The organism is Metabacillus rhizolycopersici (genome assembly GCF_020075705.1).
In genome coordinates this window covers 1-676 of record NZ_JAIQUM010000248.1, presented here as the reverse complement: position 1 = coordinate 676, position 676 = coordinate 1, and the positions used below count along the sequence as shown (strand labels likewise).

Sequence of the window (676 nt, the reverse complement as noted above, 5' to 3'; positions counted from 1 at the left end):
TCGAAAGACAAGAGTTGCCATCTGATATTGATACAAACAACGCAATCGGAATAGACGTTGGCCTACATAAATATGCTGTTCTTTCTGATGGAAGAGAAGTCGAAAACCCTACATTCCTTCGAAAAAAGGAAAAACAACTAAAAATGGCACAACGTAAGCTTTCCAAAATGAAACGCGGTTCTTCGAATTATAGAAAACAAGTGATGCGAATCCGTCAGTTACACGAAAAGATTGGCAATCAAAGACGTGATTTCCTACATAAATTAAGCTATAACTTGTCTCGAACCTATTCTGTTGTATGCGTGGAGAACCTGAACATTCGTAACATGGTTCGGAATCGTAAGTTGTCCAAATCGATTTCTGATGCAGGGTGGGGAATGTTCCGCCAAATGCTTTCTTATAAGTGTGAGAAAAATGGCGGACTACTTGTAAAAGTAGAACCACACTACACATCACAAGACTGTTCTTCTTGTGGTAAACGTGTAAAAAAATCACTTTCCATTCGTACACATATTTGCACAAAGTGCGGAGTAGTATTGGACCGGGATTATAATGCAAGTCTGAATATCCTCCAAAAAGGATTAGAGCAACTGCTTGTGACCGACTAACTGAATCAATCAAACTGTAGGGCAGGGTTGTGTCCGAACAGTATAATCTACGCCTGTGGAGATTGTGT

1 protein-coding gene is annotated in these 676 nt (G+C 39.8%); it reads left to right on the top strand.

Annotated features, from left to right (window positions below; all coding sequences use genetic code 11):
• Positions 1-608, top strand: a 608-nt coding sequence (locus tag K9V48_RS28355) for an RNA-guided endonuclease InsQ/TnpB family protein (protein ID WP_224142345.1), incomplete at its 5' end; no start/stop codon positions are given.
• Positions 609-676: the final 68 nt, after the last annotated feature.